Source organism: Pseudomonas solani (assembly GCF_026072635.1).
Taxonomy (GTDB): Bacteria; Pseudomonadota; Gammaproteobacteria; order Pseudomonadales; family Pseudomonadaceae; genus Metapseudomonas; species Metapseudomonas solani.
Window position 1 is genome coordinate 5,540,047 of sequence record NZ_AP023081.1, and the last position, 20,717, is coordinate 5,560,763.

The following is a 20,717-nucleotide window of genomic DNA, read 5'->3' on the forward strand; positions in this document are numbered from 1 at the left end:
GTTCACGGCGTCACCTGCAGGCGGTCGCGCGCTACCAGGGTTTCCAGGCGTGCCAGGGGCGGGCCGCCGCGTTCGCGGTCATGCACGCGGATGCTCAGTTGCAGCAGGTCGCCCACGGGGGTGACGCGCTGCTCGCAGCTCAAGCGCAAGCGCCCCTGATCACATTCCAGCACCTTGCGGCCATTGCCCGGCAACCCCTCCAGGCGCAGCTCCGCCATGCGCCCCTGGGCCGCCAGCAGGGCGATGGAGCGGTCGCGCAGCAGGCCATCGGCCTGGGTCATCTGCCCAGCGGCACGCACCGCCGCCGACATGGCCACGGCGACGATGGCCAGCGCCACCAGCACTTCGATCAGGGTGAAACCGGACGCTTGTCGGTGCATCGCGTGGGCCTTGCGCATGGCGGGGGTCACAGGGCAGGGAAGAAGGCTCCAGCCTAGCGGCCGCGTCTGACGAAACGCTGACGGAAACACCGGAGAACGCGGCCGCCGTTCTCCGTGGCAGCGCGTCGCAGGCCCCATGGCGTGGGCATCGTGGCGCGGTGCTGGGGAAATCCTCCCGAGGATTTTCAATACCAGTGACATATGCGCTTGGAACAATCCGGGGCGAAAGGACAGGCCCGGCTCCCGGAGACGCGGCCCGATGCAAACCCAAGGAGTGTCGAGATGGATATCGCGCGGTTCAGCTCCCCGGTTCGCGGCCGGAATGGCCAGCAAGGTTTCACCCTTATCGAGATCATGGTGGTGGTGGTCATCCTCGGCATTCTCGCCGCCATGGTGGTGCCCAAGGTGCTCGACCGCCCCGACCAGGCCCGCGCCACCGCCGCGCGCCAGGACATCGGCGGGCTGATGCAGGCGCTCAAGCTCTATCGCCTCGACCAGGGCCGCTACCCCAGCCAGAACGAGGGTCTGAAGGTGCTGGTGGAACGCCCGGCGAATGCCACCTCGAGCAACTGGCGCTCCTACCTCGAACGCCTGCCCAACGACCCCTGGGGCCGCCCGTACAACTACCTCAACCCCGGCGCCAACGGCGAGGTGGACATCTTCTCCCTGGGCGCCGACGGCCAGCCCGAGGGCGAGGGCGTGAATGCCGATATCGGCTCCTGGCAGTTGTAGGCCGCGCCATGCATCCCCTGGCCAGCCAACGCGGCATGGCGGTGATCAGCGCCTTGCTGATCGCTGCCGTAGTGGCGGTGATCGCCGCCGGCATGATCGCCCGTCAGACGCGCATCACCCGCGCGGTGGAAAGCGAGAACCAGCGCCTGCAGGGCGCCTGGGCCGCGCGCGGCGCCCTGGAGTGGAGCCGCCAGCGGCTGTGGGAGGAGCGCCTGCGCGAACCCGCCACCCGGCTCGACCAGGCCTGGGCGCAGCCCTTGCGCAACCTCAGCCTGGGTGAGGGGACTGCCTTCGAGGGCGCGATTCTCGACGAGCAGGGCCGCTTCAACCTGCGCAACCTGGTGCGTGACGAGCAGCTCGACCCCCTGGAGATGGCCACCTTCGAGCGACTCTGCGCGCTGCTGGGGGTGCCCCAGGAGGCCGCCGCACGCATCGCCCGCCGGGTGATCGACGCCTATGCCTACCGCATCTACCCGCCCCGCAGCGAACCGGCCAACAACAGCGGCTTCGACAGCGGCCGGCTGACCTCACCGGAAGCGCAGAATCGCGCCTTCGAAGCCAAGCGCCCCATGCTGCGTCGCCTCGAAGACCTGGCCGACCTGCCTGGCGTGCCAGCCGATGCCCTGCAACGCCTGGCGCCCTTCGTCACGCTGCTGCCCATGCCCACCTGGGTCAACGGCAACACCGCCAGCGCCGAGGTGATCGCCGCGCGAGTACCCGGCCTTGGCCTGGAGCGCGCCCGTGCGCTGATCGCCGAGCGCGACCGCGGCCAGTGGTTCATCAACAGTGGCGACGTGCTCAACCGCCTACGCATGCCGGACATGACCACCGAACTGGTGCGCATCGGCATCACCAGCGAGTGGTTCCTGGTGCGCGGCCTGGCCTGTGCTGGTGAGCGTCGCAGCCCGGTGGAGGCGCTGTTGTTCCGTGCCGAGGAAAGCCAGCCGCGCATCGTCTGGTCGCGGGTGGGCGCATGAGCGCGCTGCTGCTGCGGATCGCCCTGCCAGCCCTGGACGGGCTGCGCCCCGAGGCCGAGGTGGAGTACGCCTGGCTGGACCGCCAGGGCAACCTGGATAACCAAGGCATTGCCAGCCTCGCCGAGCTGGGTCGCCAGGCCCGGGGCAAGGCCGTGGAACTGGTGCTGCACCCCGACGACAGCCTGCTGGCCAGCCTCGAACTGCCGCCGTTGCCCGCTGCGCGCCTGGGCGATGCCGTGCGTTGCGCAGCAGATGGCCTGGTGCTCGGCGGTTGCGAGGGGCTGCAACTGGTGCACGGCCCGCGTCAGGCCGATGGCCGGGTGCAGCTCGTCTGGCTGGAACGCGAGCGCCTGCAACGCCTGTTGCACGGCCTGCGGCAATGCGCGCTGGAGCCCCGTGGCCTCTATGGCGCACCGTTCTTCCTGGCGGCGGACAAGGGCACGGCCTGTGCGCAGCTGCGCGACGGCCAATTGTTGGTGCGCGACGGTGCACAGGGCGGCTGGGTGCATCCCCTGCCTGAAGATTGCCTGCCGCGCTTGCTGGAGAGCGGCGTGGCGCCGGACTGGCCCGGCGAAGTGCCCGAAGGCCTGCCGGGCGAGGCCGTGGCCGCCAGCCGCCGTTGGACCGGCGCGGTGCCCGCCTGCAACCTGCTGCTGGGGCTTGCGGGCCCGGCCCAGGGGCCGCGGCGCTGGGGTCGGGCCGTGGCCTGCTGCGCCCTGGCTGCTGCCGTGTGGACCCTCGGCCTCAACCTCCACGCCTCGCAGATGGCCAGCCAGGGCCTGGCGCTCAAGCAACAGATGTCGCAGCGGGTGAAGCAGGTCTTCCCGCAGTTGCCGGTGGTGCTCAACCCCTTGCAGCAAGCCCGCCAGCAGCGCGACGCGCGCCTGGCCGGTGGCACCCAGGACGGCCCCGGGCGCTTCGCCGCCATGGTGCAGCAGGCCGTTGGCGCCATGCCCTTCGCCCTGGGCGCCATCGAGTCCATCGATTACGACGGCGAGACCCTGCGCCTGACGCCCCGCGCCGGCGTGCGCAAGCCCCCGGCGGACCCCGCCTGGCAGGCGGCCCTGGCCCAGGCCGGGCTGCAAGCTGGCATCGGCGCCGATGGCTGGAGCCTGAAACGCCTGCCGGCGGATGCGCTGAAAAGCGAGGCCGGCCGTGATGAATGAACGCCTGCTGAAACTGCGGGGCACCTGGCGTGAGCAGACGGCCCAGGCCCGCCAGCGCTGGCAGCGGCTGGGCCCGCGTGACCGGCGCATCCTGCGCCTGGCTGCCCTGGTGCTGCCGCCGATGCTGCTGTGGTTCGCCCTGATCGAACCCTCCCTGGCGCGCATCGAGCATTGGCAGGCCGAGCTGCCGCGCCTGCGCGCCCAGGCGCACACCCTCGAAGCGGTACTTGCCGAGGTGCAGGGGCCCGCAGCCCTGGCACCCGGTGCATCCCTGGAAGCGCTGCTGCGCCAGGGGCTGGATGACAACGGTCTGGCCGGCCACTACCAGTTGCGCGCGGAAGGCCCGCACTGGCGATTGGAACTGCAAGGCGCCCCCGCGCAAGGGGTGATGGATTGGCTGCTGGGCGTGACCCCGGGCCTGCCGCTGGAGCTGCGCCAGGTGCAGCTGCGGCGCGACGGCGGGACACAGAGCGAACAGACGGACGCGCGGCTTTCCGGCGTCGTCGGCATGGAACAGGCGCCAGGCGCTAAGGAATCCTCATGAAGCGGTTCGATGGACAAGGGCTGCGGCGACCGCTGCGGCATGGGGTGGCGATTTCCCTCGCGGCGGTGCTCGCCGCCTGCAGCCAGTCCGGTGGCACGCCGCCGCCGGTGATCCCCGCCGAAAGCGAACTGGGCCGGCCCATGGCCCAGGTGGGGCAGGGCGATGCACTGGCGGAGCGCGAGCGCATCCAGGCCCAGGCGGAGCGCCAGCAACGGGCGGCCCAGGCCCAGCGTGCGCAACAGGCCGCCCATCGCACGGGCACGCCGCCGCGCCAGGCCCGCAGCGCCGGGCTGGGCGACCAGCCGGTGCAGCTGAATTTCGTCGAGGCGGACATCCCCGCGGTGCTGCGGGCGCTGTCCCGCGCCACCGGCCGGCAGTTCCTCGCCGATCCCCGGGTCAAGGGCCAGCTGACCCTGGTGTCCGAGGGCGAGGTGCCGGCCCATACCGCCTACGACATGCTCCTGGCGGCGCTGCGCATGCAGGGCTTCTCGGTGGTGGAAGTGGGTGGCGTCAGCCAGGTGGTGCCCGAGGCGGACGCCAAGCTGCTCGGTGGCCCGGTGAGCGACGCCGACCGCCCCGGCGGCAACGGCATGGTCACCCGCACCTACCGCCTGCAGTACGAGAACGCGGTGAACCTGATCCCGGTGCTGCGCCCCATCGTCTCGCCGAACAACCCGATCAACGCCTACCCGGGCAACAACACGGTCGTGGTCACCGACTACGCGGAGAACCTCGAACGGGTCGCGGCGATCATCGCCAACATCGACGTGCCCGGCTCCATCGACACCGATGTGGTGCCGGTGCAGAACGGCATCGCCACCGACATCGCCGCCATGGTCTCCGAGCTGATGGAGAGCCCGGGCAACGACGTTGCGCAGAAGGTCGCGGTGATCGGCGACCCGCGCTCCAACAGCATCATCCTGCGCACCGGCAGCCCGGAGCGCAGCGAGCTGGCCCGGCAGCTGATCGCCAAGCTCGACAGCGCCCAGGGCAACCCCAGCAACCTGCACGTGGTCTACCTGCGCAACGCCCAGGCCAACAAGCTGGCCCAGGCCCTGCGCGGCCTGCTCACCGGTGAGGGCGAGAGCGCCGGGCAGGGCGACGGCAGCCGTGCCCAGCTCAACGGCGGCAACCTGGGGGGCAGCACGCAGAGTGGCACCGGCAGCAGCGGTTCCAGCTCCGGCACCGCCACCAGCAGCAACGGGCAGAGCGGCAGCTCCGGCGGCTACGGGCAGTCGGGCGGCGGCCTGCTGTCGGCGGCCAAGGGGCAGGGCGGCCAGGAGGGCGCGGTGGCCTTCTCCGCCAACGGCGTCACCGTGCAGGCGGACACCACCACCAACACCCTGCTGATCTCCGCGCCCGACCCGCTGTACCGCAACCTGCGCGAAGTCATCGACCTGCTCGACCAGCGCCGCGCCCAAGTGGTGATCGAGAGCCTGATCGTCGAAGTCAGCGAAGACGACACCAGCGAGTTCGGCATCCAGTGGCAGGCCGGCAACCTGGCCGGCAACGGCTGGATCGGCGGCGCCAACCTCGGCGGCGCGGGCATCAACACCGGCGCCAAGAACAGCATCGACGCACTGCCGGGCGGCCTGAGCATCGGCAAGGTCTCCGGCGGCGTGGACATCCCCGGCATCGGCCGCGTGCTCGACCTCAAGGTCCTGGCCCGCGCCCTGAAGAGCAAGGGCGGCACCAACGTGCTGTCCACGCCCAACCTGCTGACCCTGGACAACGAGGCGGCGAGCATCTTCGTCGGCCAGACCATCCCCTTCGTCAGCGGCAACTACGTCACCAACGGCGGCGGTACCAGCAACAACCCGTTCCAGACCATCGAGCGCGAGGAGGTGGGCCTGCGCCTCAACGTGCGCCCGCAGATCTCCGAAGGCGGCACGGTGAAGCTGGACATCTACCAGGAGGTCAGCAGCGTCGACGAGCGCGCCGACAACGACGCCGGCACCGTGACCAACAAGCGCGCCATCGACACCAGCATCCTCCTCGACGACGGGCAGATCATGGTGCTCGGCGGCCTGCTGCAGGACAGCTTCATCCAGAGCAGCGAGGCGGTGCCCGGCCTCGGCAGCCTGCCCGGCATCGGCGCGCTGTTCCGCGGCGACCGCCGCTCGCGGACCAAGACCAACCTGATGGTGTTCCTGCGGCCCTACATCATCCGCGACGACAGCGTGGGGCGCAGCATCACCCTGAACCGCTACGACTTCATCCGCCGTGCCCAGGGCGCCATGCAGCCGGAGCACAAGTGGCCCCTCACCGACATGCAGGCGCCGCAACTGCCGCCGGCCGAGCAGGCCATGCCGCTGAACCCGGCCGCGCCGTTGCCGGCCCCGCAGCCCCGGCCCATGCGCGCCGTGCCGCTGCGCCCGGGCGAGCAGCCATGAGCGCGCTGCCCTACGCCTGGGCCCGCGCCCAGCGCCTGTTGCTGCAGGGCGAGGGGGAGGGCGCACGGCTGCTGGTGAGCCCGAGCACCCCCGGCTGGGCCATCGGCGAAGTGCGCCGTCGCCACGGCGCCACGCCCATCCAGCGGGTCACCGATGCCGAGCTGGAAACCCTGCTGGCCAGCGCCTACGCCGACACCGGCAGCGCCGCCGCGGTGGTCGGCGCCGCCGAGAGCGAGGTGGACCTGGATCGCCTGCTGCAGGACATGCCCGAGGTCACCGATCTGCTCGATACCGAGGACGGCGCGCCGGTGATCCGCATGATCAACGCCCTGCTGACCCAGGCCGCACGGGACGAGGCCAGCGACATCCATATCGAGCCCTTCGAGACCCACTCGGTGGTGCGCTACCGGGTGGACGGCGCGTTGCGTGACGTGGTCGCCCCGCGCAAGGCGTTGCACGCGGCGCTGGTGTCGCGGATCAAGATCATGGCGCAGTTGGACATCGCCGAAAAACGCCTGCCCCAGGACGGCCGCATCGCCCTGCGCGTGGCCGGCCGGCCCATCGACGTGCGCGTGTCCACCGTGCCCACCGGCCACGGCGAGCGGGTGGTGATGCGCCTGCTGGACAAGCAGGCCGGGCGCTTGCGCCTGGAAACCCTGGGCATGGCGCCGACGCTGCTGGAACAGCTCGACCGGCTGATCCGCCAGCCTCACGGCATCGTGCTCGTCACCGGGCCCACCGGCAGCGGCAAGACCACCACCCTCTACGCCGCCCTGGCGCGGCTGGACGCCGCCACCAGCAACATCCTCACGGTGGAAGACCCGGTGGAGTACGACCTGCCGGGCATCAGCCAGATCCAGGTCAACGCGCGCATCGACATGAGCTTCGCCCTGGCCCTGCGCGCCATCCTGCGCCAGGACCCGGACATCATCATGATCGGTGAGATCCGCGACCTGGAGACGGCGCAGATCGCCGTGCAGGCCTCGCTTACCGGGCACCTGGTGCTGGCCACGCTGCACACCAACGACGCGGTCTCGGCCGTCACCCGCCTCACCGACATGGGCGTGGAGCCCTTCCTGCTGGCGTCCAGCATGCTCGGCGTGCTCGCCCAGCGCCTGGTGCGCCGCCTGTGCAACCAGTGCCGCGAGCCTGACCCGGCCTTTCCCGGGCAGTGGCGCGCGGTGGGCTGTGCCGCCTGCAACAACACCGGCTACAGCGGCCGTACCGGCATCCATGAACTCTTCGTGATCGACGACGACATCCGCCGCCTGATCCACCAGGGCGAGGCCGAGCAAAGCCTGCGCGAGGCCGCCCGTGCCGCCGGCATGGCCAGCATGCGCGAGGACGGCGAGCGTTGGGTGCAGGGCGGCTTCACCACGCCCGAGGAAATCCTCCGCGTCACGAGGGACGCCTGATGAACCGCTACCGTTTCGAGGCCGCCGACGCCAGCGGCCGCATCGAGAGCGGCACCCTGGAGGCCGACAGCCCGCGCGGCGCCATGGGCCTGCTGCGCACCCGTGGCCTGACGCCCCTGGAGCTGGCCGAGGAGGAGGGCGGTGGCAGCGCTGCTGGCGGCCTGTTCGCGCCGCGGCTGTCCGATGGCGACCTGGCCTGGGCCACGCGCCAGCTGGCCAGCCTGCTGGCGGCGGGGCTGCCGCTGGAGTCGGCGCTGTCGGCCACCGTCGACCAGGCCGAGCGCCGCCATATCGCCGAGACCCTGGGCGCGGTGCGCACCGACGTGCGCAGCGGCATGCGCCTGGCCGAAGCCCTGGCGGCACGCCCGCGCGACTTCCCCGACATCTACCGCGCGCTGATCGCCGCCGGCGAGGAATCCGGCAACCTGGCCCAGGTGATGGAGCGCCTGGCCGATTACATCGAGGAGCGCAACAACCTGCGCGGCAAGATCCTCACCGCCTTCATCTACCCGGCGGTGGTGGGGCTGGTGTCCATCGGCATCGTCGTCTTCCTCCTCGGCTTCGTCGTGCCCCAGGTGGTCAGCGCCTTCTCCCAGGCACGCCAGGACCTGCCCGCGCTGACCCGGGTGATGCTCCAGGCCAGCGACTTCGTCCGTGCCTGGGGCGTGGTCTGCTTCGCCGGCATCGCCGGGGCCTTCTGGGGCTGGCGGATGTACCTGCGCGACGCCGCCGCGCGCCTGGCCTGGCACGCCCGGGTGCTGCGCCTGCCCCTGCTGGGGCGCTTCGTGCTGGGTGTGAACACCGCGCGCTTCGCCTCCACCCTGGCGATTCTCGGCAGCGCCGGCGTGCCGCTGCTGCGCGCCCTCGACGCCGCCCGCGAAACCCTGGCCAACGACCGCCTGGCCGCCTGCGTGGCCGACGCCACCCTCGCCGTGCGCGAGGGCATCAGCCTGGCCAGCGCGCTCAAGGCCGGCGGCGTGTTCCCGCCCATCCTCATCCACCTCATCGCCAGCGGCGAGAAGACCGGCTCCCTGCCGCCCATGCTCGACCGCGCCGCACAGACCCTGTCCCGCGACATCGAACGCCGCGCCATGGGCATGACCGCGCTGCTGGAGCCGCTGATGATCGTGGTCATGGGCGGCGTGGTGCTGACCATCGTCATGGCCGTGCTGTTGCCCATCATCGAGATCAACCAACTGGTGCAGTAGCGAGCTCTCCGTCGAATGGGCCCCCGCGTTCGCGAGGGTGACGAGGCGAGCAGGGAAGTTCCAGTGCACCGACATCCCCGCGTACGCGGGACCCACTGAACAAGGCGAGCCTCGTCCTGTACATCAGATAGTTCCCGCGCGCCGATGCCTGCTTCGGACGCTTCCCGAGCCCTTTGGGGGCTTTTCCCTATTCCCAGCCCATCGGGGTTTTCAGCCTACTGTCTTGCCCCGGATGCAGGCTCGCCATCTTGTACTCATGTGGTTGCGGACCTTGGCTGCATGCGGGGCATACCACCGCCAGCCTCACAGGCTTCTCGTACCTATGCCGTTAGGAGCGTGCCCCTTGTTCATTCTCGATCTCTATGACGCGATGAGGGATGAGTACCGTCGCTGGCGCGACGGACCTCCCGCGCCTTCCACCGTATCGGTGACCGCGGTGTCTCCCGCACCGACTCCGACGCCAGAACCGCCGCCGCCAAGCGACTTGCCGGCGGTGAAGAACTGGAGTCACCCCTTTGGCGATACCTCGTCCGTCTTCCAGCAGTTGGCCACGCTGGCCAAGGCACAGTCGGGCTACTTTCCGCTGGGGCGCAATGGCCTGTGGCATGGCGGGGTGCATTTCGATTCAGGCACGGCGGGCACGGCGGGCCCTCAAGGCCAGAGCTTCGTGCGTTGCCTGGCCGATGGTGAGGTGATCGCCTATCGCATTCCCGAGCAAACGCCTAAGACCACGTTCTTCCCGGCACCAGGCGTGATCATGAAGGCACCCTTCGCCACGGGCTTCGTGTTGGTCTGCCACCGTCTGGAGGCCCCGAAGATCGAAGGCGTCGCCGACACGCCCCCCAGCCTAATCTTCTACAGCCTGTACATGCACCTCGCGGACTGGGCGAGCTACCTGGCGGACCCTGACAAACCACGGCCAGCGTTCTGGCCGGAGTCGAACCAGTACCGGGTGAAGACGGATACAGACTTCAGTCCTGTCCGTGCTGGCGAAAGAGGCCTCAACCTCAGGCACGCTCCGACTCAGGGCAAGACCATCGGCTTTCTACCGCAAGGCACTGCCATCACCGTCAGCGGTGAAGGTGCCTATCGCAAAGTCGAGGGCATCAAGGGGCCGGTGAAACTGCAAAACCCAGACGGCACCTTGCAAGGCTATGTCGGCTTCAGCGCATTGCTGGACCTGGGCGGTGGAGCCTATCGGGTCAATACGACCCGTGATGCGCTGCGGGTGCGACCCACACCGGACACCTCCCGCGACAAGATCTTCGAATTGCCCAGCGGCACGGAAATCACCATCAGTGGAGAAGGCGACTTCCGCAAGCTGGAAAGCGTCGTCCAGTACGTGCATCTCGCTTCGCTGGAGGGTGAGCGCGTACCCGAACGGGGGAAGGTCGTGGTGCTGGACAGGCCCCGCCCGATCAAGGCCGGCGACCTTATCGGTCACCTCGGCCCCTACCAGGAGAGCAATGAGGAGGCCCCGCAGGAGCGATTGCACCTGGAAGTCTTCGCCTGTGAAAACGTGGAGGCCTTCTTCGCTCGAAGCCGCCAATGGGCAGACCAAATGCCCGAGAAAGCCAGAACCTGGCTGAAGCTGGAAAAGGGCACGACGGTCGTCGTCCACCAGCCAGGCCACAGCCACTCGGCTCCGCCGAACCTTGGCGACCCCCATGTTGCGAGCGGTGCGAAGCTGCTGATCCCGCGTACCGAACTGGACGGCCTGTCGGCAGATAGAAAGATCACCGTACCCGCCACTGAGACGTCCAAGGCCAGGAACTGGTATCGCCTGGATGACCTGTTGATCGACGCAGCGGGCAAGGACATCCCCATGGGGTGGATCTGCGATGAAATCGGTGTAACGCCCTGGGTCAACCCCTGGTCGTGGGACGGCTATGAAGTCATCTACAACGACGACCCGCCACAGAACGCCCTGGCCCACTTCCTGTTGAACATGGGCGATTACTTTGATGGCAAGGAAATGGAGCAGTGGAAGCCCCTGGCCGATGCATCAGACAAAGGACCGGTAAGAGAGCGGCTCTTCGAAATCATCGATGCAGATCGTGATGGGAAGATCACCACTGACGAGATTCAGAAGGCGCTCAAGGTTCCCGCCTACGCCCAGTCCATTTCTCAATTGGTCATTCACTACGAAAGTGAGTGGTTCTATCAACAACGGAAGTGGGATGCACTGGATAAGGTGCTGGGGCATACGGGATCGACACCTATCTTGAATTGGGTGGCGGAGAAGGAGCGGATAAGAGAGTTAGGGTGGTGGGGAGATATTGTGACTAGCGGAAAACTCCCAGCCTCTGGGACCGTTTCGTGTTTGCACCCTCTAATATTCGGTATTTCTCTAGCTTCCAGAGATCGAATTACAGTTGAGTTTTTGGAAGAAGTCACCGGAAAAATTGGGGACTGGTTTACGGGGGTGGGAGGTGGTGCGAATTTTGTTAACGCATTTCCTGAGAGATACCCGAATATTTATAAATTCAATAAATATGATTTTATAGATATTTTAAATGGTGCTCTTCGAAGATATGGAATAGAAACTCCTTACCAGCAAGCGCATTTTATTTCTCAGTGCTTTCATGAGTGTGCGCATTTTGAGACTGCGGTTGAGTTCGGGTCTGGAGAAAGATACAACCCTGGCAATCATCCCGATGCTGTTGAGAATGGTAATACAGAGCTGGGCGATGGTCCGAAATACAAGGGCAAAGGCCTGATTCAATTGACTTGGAAGAAAAACTATAAGTTGTACTCGGATTTTAAGGGCTTTGATTTCGTGTCTAATCCATATCTTCTTGCAGAGGATATGTATCTGGCAGTGGATGCTTCATGCTGGTTCTGGAGGAAAAATGGCGGTGTACATAAAAAATACGACGCCAAGGGAGATATAAATATTCTGATAGAAAATGAACCTCGGAACGTGAGGCTAGTAACTCTGGCGGTTAATGGTGGGGATAATGGGCTTGCGGAGAGGGAAAAAATATTTGGGAGAATAATAAGTGAGTGGGGGTTGGGATGAGATATCTTGAAGTTTTATTGATTTTTTTTGCTTTGATATGTTCTTCAGGTGCGGCTAATTCAGATAGTCAAATTCTGCTAGATGTAGAGTCTGTCAGTCCACTCACGCTATCTGTCATGCAGGCTGGGCGTAAAATGTCCGTGATAGTTCCTTTGGCTGTTGTAAAGGATACGGAGGATATATATACGTCGGTCACGCTGGATGACATTGATGGTGATGGTGTGGATGAAGTGGTGATGACTATTCCAGCGGGCGGAGGGGTTAATTCTTGTTCGAAGGTTTTTAGGTACGATCTGAAAGGTAATGCTCTGTCTGAGGTTGTGTTTTCCGAAGGGAGCATATGTAATTATCGTAAAGAGGATGGGTACTTGATCAGCTCATATAGAGGCGGGTCGGCATGGGTAGAGGATATATATAAATTTGAGAGGGGGGTATTCGGTCTGGCGTTTAAAGACGCGTGTATTGGTTGCGGGTATATATCTAGACGGGCGTTCGATTTTGATGGGGTGGTTTCTGATTATTTGGTGTCTGATAGTGAAGATTTTAAAGGTCGAACACCCATTGTTGGAACTGTTTTGTCCAGGCGTGCTTTTGTCTATTCCGAACCGTTTGTACAGCAGCTCTCAAAAAAATACCTAGTGCAGGATGATAAATATTTGGTTCGCAGCTTTTCAAAGAATACCTACGGGTCGTGGGTGAAAGTTCGTTATAAAGGAAAGGTGGTAACTGAAGGCTGGTTGCGCTGCAGTGATGTTGAATCGTGCGCATTCCATTAGATATGAGACTCTTTGGAGGTTTAGCTAAACTAGTTCTTGGGACGTAATTGATGAACGGAATCATTTGTCTAGGCGCCAATACCACTGGCGACGGTACGGTTATATCAGCGCTCTGCTGACATGAAATTTTTCGGAATAGCGGTGGCACGCGTTGGCGATGCAGTCACTTGTCTTTTCCCGGCCACGGTTCGACGGTGGTCGCTGAGGGATACCCAGTGTTCAAGGATCATGGCGTACCGGTTGCCTTTCATGGCCATCGTTGCGCCTGCTGCTGCGTACTTCTCACGCCATTGCCTGGAGCGACCGCGAGCTGAGTATGCCGGTCCAGTTTAATAAGGTTCCTGCAGCTCTGAAGGAGCCGTGTATGGCTGTAGGGGATTTTGTTGGTGGTGATAATAGAGCTGGGAGCAGTAGTACAAATTACTCTTGCTTGTTTATGACTTCATGAGGAAGGAAGTGATTCAGGTCCCAGGGGGCGACTTTAATGTTAACAGTTGTGGGGTTCAGGGTTGGGAGGCGGTGATCCGGATTCGGAAAAAAACAGCATTTTTCGCTAGATGGAAGGGATTTTAATTGCGATTTTGCAGTTGCTGATTTGAGCGATGGAGTTTTGGGGCGGAAAATTTGTATTTTGAAATTGGATTCACGTCATTGCCCCCTGCGGGGCAAGTATAAATGTGAAGTGTTTTTCTGCTGGCGAAGCAATTAAGCGTTTTGTCTGTGTGGCGTCACAATAGGTTTAATTCATATCGTCAACTCCGCTGGTTGGTCGAGGCTGGTTGGGTGTGGCTGCTGTTTTCTATTGTCCTTGGTGTTGTGGTTGCTCAGGGGGGTAATGGAAGTCAGAGAGTCTTACGCCGGCCTCCTTGGTGTTAGGAAATTTCCATTGCCAAATCAAGATGGCGCCGTACGCAAATCAGGCGCGTGCCGTCTATTTTCTGTTCTGGGTATGACTTAGAGTCTCGCTTCATAAGTTCATAAGTTCATGAGTGAGAGAGGATAGGTGGTCGAGTTGGCGCAGGGGTGCGAGCTAATTCGTATTATGCGCCTGCTTTTTGCTCTTTCCTTGAATGTTACAAGTTGGTTTATTAATTATCGCATCATGGTGGCTCTGTGCGAGCAATAATCATCAAGAATTTGGTGCGGAGCTAAATTAACAGCAAAAGGAAATAATCGAAGTGAATGCCAATCAAGTAAGTATTACCGCACTCTCGCTCGTGTTGTTGGGCTGCTCAGGCGGGCCTTATCAACATGCCGCAGCCTCTACTCAGCATGCAGCCGCTGCCTCGGGACATGCCGCCTCCGCAGCAACTCACGGGGCGGTGGCTTCAGGCCAAGTCGTCACGGGTGCCGTGGCCTTGCCGTTGAAAGCTGTAGGCGCCGTTGGAAAGGCAGCGGACACAGCCGGCGATACCCTGTTGGACGCTACTGGTGATTCCAAACCTTTGCACGTCTCCGACGAGACGGTTTCAGCGGGCCCTGCGCCGAAGGCGGAGTAGGAGAGTTCAATGTTCAAAAAATATTCGTTGCCTTTCTTGGCGTTATTGTTTCCATACCTTGCCATTGCACAAGGTTTCTCCAACCAGGGTGATGCGACTGAAAACAATGACCAGTACACGGCCGAGCAACTGATTTCCTTTTCTAAGAAAGTGGAAAAAAGCCTTGCTGAAAGAGGGGCTAGAGTTGCGATCGTATCTCGGGTCGGTAGGCCGGAAAGCGAGCTGCCCGAGGGGGTCAAATATACTCATGTGGCATTCTGGGTCTATTCGGATATCACCGCCCAAGACGGTCGGAAGCTGAAAGGCTACCAGGTTTATAATTTGTATCAGCGCGAAGGTCAGAAAAATATCAGCGACTTGATAAGTGACTTTCCTTTGGACTTCTATGCTGGAGTCTACTCATTGAAGTCGGGCGTGATAATTCCAAAGCCATCACTCCAGGAGAAGCTGCTGCAAATAATCGATTCCTCCGATTATCGAAAATTGCATAACTCCAATTACTCCGTTGTTGCGAAGATGGATTCTGAGCGGTATCAGAACTGTACGGGGTTCACGCTGAACGTTCTTTTTAGTGCTATTTATGGCACGAGTGATCGCGCGCAGTTAACTGCAAACAAGCGAACCTATTTCAAGCCGCAGGCTATAAAAATCGGCAGCGTGAAGCGAGTGCTTGGCTCTATGTTCGTTCAGGACTTCTTTCCCGAGGAACATGGCGGAGAAATCAAGACGGCAACGTATTCGACCATTGCGAACTTTATGAAGGATTACGATTTGGGTAAGGAGATTTACGAGATCGAAATTTAACCTGAAATTGGGTAATTCACTGTTCAGAACGGCCCTTTCAGGGCCGTTCTTATATTCTCACGCATCAAGCACGTGCTCTGGAACTGCCCCAAAGCGCCGAGTCATGGTTCTTCGACGCCCCCGAGTCGGGATGGGCTAACCGCTTCCTCCTTCTTTGTACATTCTCCAGCCTCGTACCACAGGCTGCTGCGCGTGAACCTCTCCAATGGTCACTCTTGCGCCACCCACACCTGAGCCCTGCTTTTCCTTCACTCGGGTTCATCCTTCCGTCATGCAACGACAGCCCGGCTCAGCAATGGCGGGAGAGGGCGATCCACACCCCATGGGAAATGGCTGGAGGGACTGGCCGACATGTCAGGAAAGTTTCGCTAACTCCCGAGAAATACTGGAAAAAATCTGCGCAAGCTCCCGAGGTTTTTTCCTTTCTCTGTCACCGGAAGTTGAGAACGTCTATCTCGTGGCCAGCCCACCGACGAGCAGGGGAATGTTGCTCGGGGCCAGGCCGCAGCGTGATGCAAGAGCGAACCACTCAACGTCCAGACACGATGAAAGGAGATTCTTCATGTTCAAGCGCAATGTTCTCGCTATTTCCATGGCCGTCGCCGGCCTGTGCTCCGCCCAGGCCATGGCTGCCGTAGTCGGTGGCGGCGCCACTCTGCCGCAGAACCTGTACAACACCGCTACCGTCCTGTCGTCGGGCTTCAACGCCTACATCGGCGTGGGCAGCGGCGCTGGCAAATCCGCCGTGCTGACCAACGACTCCACCAAGCTGGGCCTGGCTTCCGGCATCACCGTCGACTACGCCGGCAGCGATTCCATCCTGTCCGCCAGCGAGATCTCCACCTACCAGGCCGCTCACCAGTCCCCGGCCGTTCCCACCAGCAGCGCCGCCAACTGGGGCCCGCTGGTCCAGGTTCCCTCGGCCGCCACCTCGGTGACCATCCCCTACAAACTGACCCTGGCCGGTGGCGCCGCGCTGAACAACCTGGACCTGACCAGTGCTCAGCTGTGCGACATCTTCTCGGGCACCATCACCACCTGGAACCAGGTCAACGCCAGCTACCCGGCTACCGCCATCACGGTCGTCTACCGTGCCGGCAGCAGCGGCACCACCGAGATATTCACCCGTCACCTGAACAGCCAGTGCTCGGCCAAGTTCACCACCAACAGCACCTTCACCACCGCCAACGTCGGCGCCGAGCCGGCTTCCTGGATCGCTGCCACCAGCAGCGCCAACCTGGCCAGCACCGTCGCTTCCACCGAAGGCGCCATCGGCTACGTCGGCCCGGAAGACGTGGATGCCACCAACAACGCCGTAGTGGCCAAGGTCAATGGCCTGCTGCCTACCATCGGTAACGTCACTACTGCCCTGAGCACCATCGCTCCGCCGGTTGTTGCTGATCGCGCCGATCCTTCCAAGTGGGTACCGGTACTGGCCAACCCCGCCAGCGGCTACAAGATCGTCGGCTACACCAACCTGGTGTTCAGCCAGTGCTACAAGGACACCGCCGACCGCACTTCCATCCGTGATTTCGTTGGCCGTCACTACAACACCGATGACCTCAACAACAACGACGACGAGATCATCGCCAACAAGCTGATCCCGCTGACCGACGACTGGAAGACTGCTATTCGCAGCACCTTCTACACCCCGACCAACTCCCTGGCCATCGGCAACACCACTGCCTGCAACCAGATCGGTCGTCCGCTCTAAGCCTCTAAACAGGCACCGCTCCACGAACCGGCAATGGCCTCGCGCCATTGCCGGTTTTCCTGTTTCAGCCGCCTGCCGGACAGATGAACTTTGCATGACAAAAGTTCGGTCGGAGGCCGCTGGCACCGCCTTGGGGTATAGCCATGGCGCGCACCTCAAGGGAGGGCGATGCGCCCGTCTTTCGCGAGTACACAAGGATCCGTAGTGATGCGTTCCCAGCCGAGCAAGCCCGCTTCCCGCACCGCCACCCGCCACGACACCTTCCTGCCGCTCAAGCCCCTGGCCCAGGCCATCGCTCTGATGCTGCTGACTGGTGGCGCCCAGGCGGAGCAGGCGTTCAGCTCATCCTGGTTCGCCTCCAAGGGCGCGGCGCAGGCATCGGGCGCCGTTCGGCCGACCACCCCGGCGCCGGGCACGCCGCCGCCCCTGGCCCAGCAGCAACGGGTGCAGGAGCGCCTGGGGCGCAGCTTCGCCAACATGAACAACACGGTGGCCGCCATCGCTGCGGCCCAGGCCGCGCAGGCAGCAGGCCGCGCCGCCGCCTCCAGCGGGCCGCAGACCCTCCATAACGGCCTGGGCGGCAACGGCCTCAATGTGGTGATCGGCCCGGACGGCAAGCCGCTGTTCATCAACGCCGAGGGCCCGGTGCAGACCGACGCTAACGGCAAGGTGCTGGTCTCCATCAAGCAGACCGCCGACAAGGCCATCCTCAACTGGGAGACCTTCAACGTCGGCCGCGACACCACCGTGGCCTTCCAGCAGGACGCCAGCTGGGCCCTGATGAACAAGGTCAACAACAGCACGGCGCCGAGCCAGATCCAGGGCCAGATCAAGGGCGACGGCACGGTGATGATCCTCAACGGCAATGGCGTGGTGTTCAGCGGCAGCAGCCAGGTCAACGTGCGCAACCTGGTGGCCGCGGCCACCGACTTCAGCGACGAGCAGTTCAAGACCGGCGGCCTCTACAGCGGCAGCACCCCGGCCTTCACCAACGCCCAGGGCGCCATCCGCGTGGAGCAGGGCGCGCAGCTCAACACCGCCGCACCGGCTACTTCCACTGCTGGTGGCGGCTACGTGCTGCTGCTGGGCAAGGAAGTGGACAACGCCGGCACCATCGCCACGCCCAAGGGCCAGGCGCTGCTGGCGGCGGGTGACAGCTTCACCATCCGCAAGGGCTACGGCACCGACGGCAGCCCAACCTCCACCACCCGTGGCAACGAGGTGACCGTCGGCGGCAATGGCACGGTGACCAACAGCGGGGTCATCCTCGCTGCCAGCGGCGATGTGACCCTGGCCGGCCACCAGGTGCGCCAGAACGGCGCGGCCCTGGCCAGCACCTCGGCCGATGCCCGTGGCACGGTGCACCTCACGGCAACCGGCGCCAACGGCAGCGTGACCCTGGGCGAGGGCAGCACCACCGCCATCCTGCTGGACGCCAGCGCCACGGCCCTGGACAGCCAGCGCGATGCGCTGATCGCGCCGGCGGTGACCCAGGACGGCAAGGTCATTCCCGGCGATGCCTACCGTCGCGACCTGTCCCTGGTGCAGATCGACAGCAGCGGCACCGTGGACTTCCAGAAAGGCTCCATCACCCTGGCCACCGGTGGCCAGGTAGCGGTCAACGCCGGCCAGCGCAGCCTGGTGCGCGATGGCGCGGTGATCGACGTCTCCGGCGCCACCGGGGTCAAGGTCGCGATGGCGTCCAACAGCGTCAAGGTCAACCTGCAGGGCAACGAGCAGCGCGATTCCTCGGTCAACCGCGACGGTGGCGGCCTGAACAACAATGACGTGTGGGTCGATGTGCGCGACCTGGTGTTCGTGCCCGCCGGCACCAACGGCTACGCCACCGACCGCTGGTACACCGCCGGCGGCCTCCTGGAAGTCAGCGGCTACCTGGGTACCCAGGGCCACAGCGTGGCGGAGTGGATGGCCCAGGGCGGCACCGTCAGCTTCACCGGCAACGAGGTGGTGACCCAGGCGGGCTCGCAGATCAACCTCTCCGGCGGCACCCTGGATGTGCAGGCCGGCACTATCAAGCAGACCTGGCTCAAGGGCGCCGACGGGCGCCTCTACGAGCTCTCCAGCGCGCCGGGGGACATCCTCTACACCGGCCTCTACAAGGGCTACGAAGACCACAGCCAGCGCTGGGGCCAGACCGATTACTACTACAACCCGCTGATCGCCTCGACCGAACGCAAGGAAGGCGGCTACACCGTGGGCCGTGACGCCGGGACCCTGGTGATCGGCACCCGCAACGCCGTGCTGGAAGGCACCCTGGCCAGTGACACCTACCAGGGCGAGCGCCAGACCCAAGGTGCCCAATCCGGCCTCGACGGCTACAGCCAGTCGCAGAAGGCCGTGGCCCGTGGCGCCCAGCTGGTGGTGGGCGGCTACACCCCCTGGTACGTGAAGAGCAGCGGCACCCTGGAGTACGCCCTGGGCGCCGATGCCAACACCCTGAAGAACGTGATCCTCGGCGAGGGCGGCGCCCGCATCGCCGATGGGCTGGACCTGGGCTCGGCCTTGCCGGCTGGCCGCCAGGGCACCCTGTACCTCGATAGCGCCCAGCTCAACGGCTTCAACCTCGGGGCGGTCAAGGTGGCCGCCAGCGAGGGCATCCGCGTCGATGGCGACCTGCAGGTGGCCCCGGCGGGCAATGTCATCCTGTTCGGTCCGAAGGTGGAAGTGAACGCCGACATCACTGCCCATGGCGGCAGCATCGAGCTGGGCAACGTGCTCAACCAAATCACCGCCAACGGCAAGGCCGATACCACCCTGGGCGGTGTGGCCTCAGTCACCCTCGGCGCTGGCGCCAGGCTCGATGCCAGCGGCCTGTGGAGCAACCTGCTACTGGACCCGAACGACAGCCGTGCGCTGGCGTACCTCGATGGCGGCAGCGTCTCCCTGCGCAGCAGCGGCAGCACCCTACTGGGTAGCGGCAGCCTGGTGGACGTCTCCTCCGGCGCCGCGTTGCAGGCCAGCGGCAAGCTGCAAGGCGGCAAGGGCGGCAACCTGACCCTGGCGGCCAACGCCAACACCGACAGTGGCGCAGGTGTACTGGGCCTGGGCGGCGAGCTGCGCGGCCAGGGCGTCAAGGGCGGTGGAACCCTGGCGTTGCAGGCCGGCAAGGTGCTGATCAGCGACAGCGCCACCTCGGCCGATGCCGGTACCCTGCTGCTGCGTGGCGACTTTTTCGACAAGGGCTTCTCCGCCTACGAGGTGGCGGGCAACCGTGGCCTGGAAGTGGCCGATGGCACCCGGGTGGATGTGAGCATGCCGGTGTACCGGCAGGGCGATGGGGCGACCAACCTGGCCGCGGGCGGCGCGCCCCGTGACGCCCTGGAAACCTGGACGCCCCCTCTCTACCTGGAGGACGCCGCCAAGGGCGTGCTGACCCAGCGCCAGGGCGCCAGCCTGTCGCTGCGCGCCGGTAGCGGCATCACGGCGGCGGGTGATATCGCCACCACCCATCTGCTGGTGGGCAAGGGGGCGATGCTCAATGTCGACCCGGGCCAATCCATCGGCCTGGCCGGCATCGGCCAAGTGACGGTGGACGGGACCCTGAACGCCTGGGGCGGACGGATCTCGGTCAGATCGATCATCGTTTCGGCCCCGGATACCGAGCTGCAGAAACCGCTGGAGACCTACCAGTCCATCTGGATCGGCGACAACGCCGTGCTGGATGCCGCCGCCCGCGCCGTTACGGCCGTGGACAGCCGTGGCAATCGCTATGGCACGGTGCGCGACGGCGGCAGCATCGTCATCGGCGGTGAGATCGATCACGCCACGGGCGGCCTCACCGCCACCGACGCCTTCGTGGTGGTGCGCCAGGGCGCGCGCCTGGACGCATCCGGTGCCCAGGCCGTGCTGGACATCCCGGGGCAGGGCGCCACCCCCGTGGCCAGCCATGGCGGCAGCATCGCCTTCGCGTCCACCAGCGGGCTCTATCTGGATGGCCAGTTCAAGGCCGAGGCCGGTGGCGCAGGGGCATCGGGGGCAGCCTCTCCGTTGCACTCGGCGCCCCGTCCTATCGGATAAACGACCCCAGGGCGACCGATGCGGTACGCCAGGCTCGGGAGCTGGTCCT

The 20,717-nt window shown here is 64.4% G+C and carries 14 protein-coding genes; 13 read left to right on the forward strand and 1 reads right to left on the reverse strand.

The window, feature by feature from the left end; all coding sequences use genetic code 11:
- Positions 1–2: 2 nt before the first annotated feature.
- A complete protein-coding gene (gene gspI, locus PSm6_RS25095) occupies positions 3–380 on the reverse strand; it encodes a type II secretion system minor pseudopilin GspI (protein ID WP_031287085.1) in 378 nt (125 codons plus the stop codon).
- Positions 381–662: 282 nt separating this feature from the next.
- Between gspI and gspG the strand changes: the two genes are divergently transcribed.
- From gspG to PSm6_RS30755, 13 genes are all read left to right on the forward strand, one after another.
- A complete protein-coding gene (gspG, locus tag PSm6_RS25100) occupies positions 663–1,112 on the forward strand; it encodes a type II secretion system major pseudopilin GspG (RefSeq protein ID WP_021217637.1) in 450 nt (149 codons plus the stop codon).
- 8 nt (positions 1,113–1,120) lie between these two features.
- Complete coding sequence (gene gspK / locus PSm6_RS25105; protein WP_021217638.1) at positions 1,121–2,089, forward strand: type II secretion system minor pseudopilin GspK; 969 nt, start codon at positions 1,121–1,123, stop codon at positions 2,087–2,089.
- The gene (gene gspL / locus PSm6_RS25110) at positions 2,086–3,255 is read left to right on the forward strand and encodes a type II secretion system protein GspL (protein ID WP_265168530.1); all 1,170 of its coding nucleotides are present in this window, start codon (positions 2,086–2,088) and stop codon (positions 3,253–3,255) included. The genes gspK and gspL overlap by 4 nt, the downstream gene beginning before the upstream one ends.
- Positions 3,248–3,799, forward strand: coding sequence for a type II secretion system protein M (locus PSm6_RS25115; RefSeq protein WP_021217640.1), 552 nt, complete (start codon positions 3,248–3,250; stop codon positions 3,797–3,799). Before gspL ends, PSm6_RS25115 begins: the two co-directional genes overlap by 8 nt.
- Positions 3,796–6,192, forward strand: coding sequence for a type II secretion system secretin GspD (gene gspD / locus PSm6_RS25120; RefSeq protein ID WP_265168531.1), 2,397 nt, complete (start codon positions 3,796–3,798; stop codon positions 6,190–6,192). The genes PSm6_RS25115 and gspD overlap by 4 nt, the downstream gene beginning before the upstream one ends.
- On the forward strand, positions 6,189–7,607 hold the full coding sequence (gene gspE, locus PSm6_RS25125; protein ID WP_021217642.1) for a type II secretion system ATPase GspE: 1,419 nt from the start codon (positions 6,189–6,191) through the stop codon (positions 7,605–7,607). The genes gspD and gspE overlap by 4 nt, the downstream gene beginning before the upstream one ends.
- Positions 7,607–8,815, forward strand: a complete 1,209-nt coding sequence (gspF, locus tag PSm6_RS25130) for a type II secretion system inner membrane protein GspF (RefSeq protein ID WP_021217643.1) — start codon at positions 7,607–7,609, stop codon at positions 8,813–8,815. The genes gspE and gspF overlap by 1 nt, the downstream gene beginning before the upstream one ends.
- Before the next feature lie 343 nt (positions 8,816–9,158).
- Positions 9,159–11,837: a glycoside hydrolase family 19 protein gene (locus PSm6_RS25135; protein WP_265168532.1), complete on the forward strand. Its 2,679-nt coding sequence runs from the start codon at positions 9,159–9,161 to the stop codon at positions 11,835–11,837.
- Complete coding sequence (locus PSm6_RS25140; RefSeq protein WP_265168533.1) at positions 11,834–12,613, forward strand: hypothetical protein; 780 nt, start codon at positions 11,834–11,836, stop codon at positions 12,611–12,613. Before PSm6_RS25135 ends, PSm6_RS25140 begins: the two co-directional genes overlap by 4 nt.
- A gap of 125 nt (positions 12,614–12,738) precedes the next feature.
- Positions 12,739–12,927, forward strand: a complete 189-nt coding sequence (locus PSm6_RS30665) for a PAAR domain-containing protein (RefSeq protein ID WP_371877157.1) — start codon at positions 12,739–12,741, stop codon at positions 12,925–12,927.
- Positions 12,928–14,121: 1,194 nt separating this feature from the next.
- Positions 14,122–14,916 (forward strand): DUF2145 domain-containing protein, encoded by a 795-nt coding sequence (locus tag PSm6_RS25145; RefSeq protein ID WP_081711625.1) that lies wholly within the window; start codon positions 14,122–14,124, stop codon positions 14,914–14,916.
- A 562-nt stretch (positions 14,917–15,478) separates the two neighbouring features.
- A complete protein-coding gene (locus PSm6_RS25150) occupies positions 15,479–16,630 on the forward strand; it encodes a substrate-binding domain-containing protein (RefSeq protein ID WP_265168534.1) in 1,152 nt (383 codons plus the stop codon).
- Positions 16,631–16,837: 207 nt separating this feature from the next.
- A complete protein-coding gene (locus PSm6_RS30755; protein ID WP_265168535.1) occupies positions 16,838–20,668 on the forward strand; it encodes a two-partner secretion domain-containing protein in 3,831 nt (1,276 codons plus the stop codon).
- Positions 20,669–20,717: the final 49 nt, after the last annotated feature.

What these genes read in the sequence shown, in the direction of transcription:
- PSm6_RS25115 (WP_021217640.1), top strand. Translation starts at nt 3,248, where the DNA reads ATGAATGAACGCCTGCTGAAACTGCGGGGCACCTGGCGTGAGCAGACG.
- gspG (WP_021217637.1), top strand. Translation starts at nt 663, where the DNA reads ATGGATATCGCGCGGTTCAGCTCCCCGGTTCGCGGCCGGAATGGCCAG.
- PSm6_RS25140 (WP_265168533.1), top strand. Translation starts at nt 11,834, where the DNA reads ATGAGATATCTTGAAGTTTTATTGATTTTTTTTGCTTTGATATGTTCT.
- gspK (WP_021217638.1), top strand. Translation starts at nt 1,121, where the DNA reads ATGCATCCCCTGGCCAGCCAACGCGGCATGGCGGTGATCAGCGCCTTG.
- PSm6_RS25145 (WP_081711625.1), top strand. Translation starts at nt 14,122, where the DNA reads ATGTTCAAAAAATATTCGTTGCCTTTCTTGGCGTTATTGTTTCCATAC.
- PSm6_RS25150 (WP_265168534.1), top strand. Translation starts at nt 15,479, where the DNA reads ATGTTCAAGCGCAATGTTCTCGCTATTTCCATGGCCGTCGCCGGCCTG.
- gspD (WP_265168531.1), top strand. Translation starts at nt 3,796, where the DNA reads ATGAAGCGGTTCGATGGACAAGGGCTGCGGCGACCGCTGCGGCATGGG.
- gspL (WP_265168530.1), top strand. Translation starts at nt 2,086, where the DNA reads ATGAGCGCGCTGCTGCTGCGGATCGCCCTGCCAGCCCTGGACGGGCTG.
- gspE (WP_021217642.1), top strand. Translation starts at nt 6,189, where the DNA reads ATGAGCGCGCTGCCCTACGCCTGGGCCCGCGCCCAGCGCCTGTTGCTG.
- gspI (WP_031287085.1), bottom strand. Translation starts at nt 380, where the DNA reads ATGCACCGACAAGCGTCCGGTTTCACCCTGATCGAAGTGCTGGTGGCG.
- PSm6_RS30755 (WP_265168535.1), top strand. Translation starts at nt 16,838, where the DNA reads ATGCGTTCCCAGCCGAGCAAGCCCGCTTCCCGCACCGCCACCCGCCAC.
- gspF (WP_021217643.1), top strand. Translation starts at nt 7,607, where the DNA reads ATGAACCGCTACCGTTTCGAGGCCGCCGACGCCAGCGGCCGCATCGAG.